Here is a 461-nt window from a genome sequence, read left to right on the forward strand (position 1 = left end):
GCAGACGGCATCGAGGAGATCGACATCAATTCCTGGCGGGACATCGAGATCCAATATTCCGACGGCCGCACCGTCAAGCTGGAGGAACACTTTGACTCGCCGGACCATGCGGCCAATGTCATCCGCCGTATGCTGCAGAACTCCGGCAAGGTGCTGGACAACGCCAGTCCCATCATCACCTCCCGTCTGGCCAAAAACATCCGTGTTTCGGTCATTAAGACCCCCGTGCTGGACGAGGACGCAGGTGTTGCGGCCTCCATCCGAATCGTCAATCCCAAGAATCTGACCAAGGAGGACTTTGTGGGCAGCGGAACCGCTACGGAGGAAATGCTGGACTTTCTGTCCGCCTGCCTGCGCTATGGCGTGTCCATCTGTGTGGCTGGCGCCACCAGCTCCGGCAAAACCACCGTGGCGGGCTGGCTCATGTCCACCATTCCCGACCGCAAGCGGATCTTCACCAT

The 461-nt window shown here is 59.4% G+C and carries 1 protein-coding gene; it reads left to right on the forward strand.

What is annotated here, in order from left to right; all coding sequences use genetic code 11:
- Positions 1–461 (forward strand): ATPase, T2SS/T4P/T4SS family (locus tag ACTQ3V_RS15715; protein ID WP_441468306.1); only part of this gene is annotated, 461 nt, incomplete at both ends.

Origin of the sequence: Candidatus Agathobaculum pullicola (genome assembly GCF_052117205.1) — a bacterium.
Classification (GTDB): Bacteria; Bacillota; Clostridia; order Oscillospirales; family Butyricicoccaceae; genus Agathobaculum; species Agathobaculum pullicola.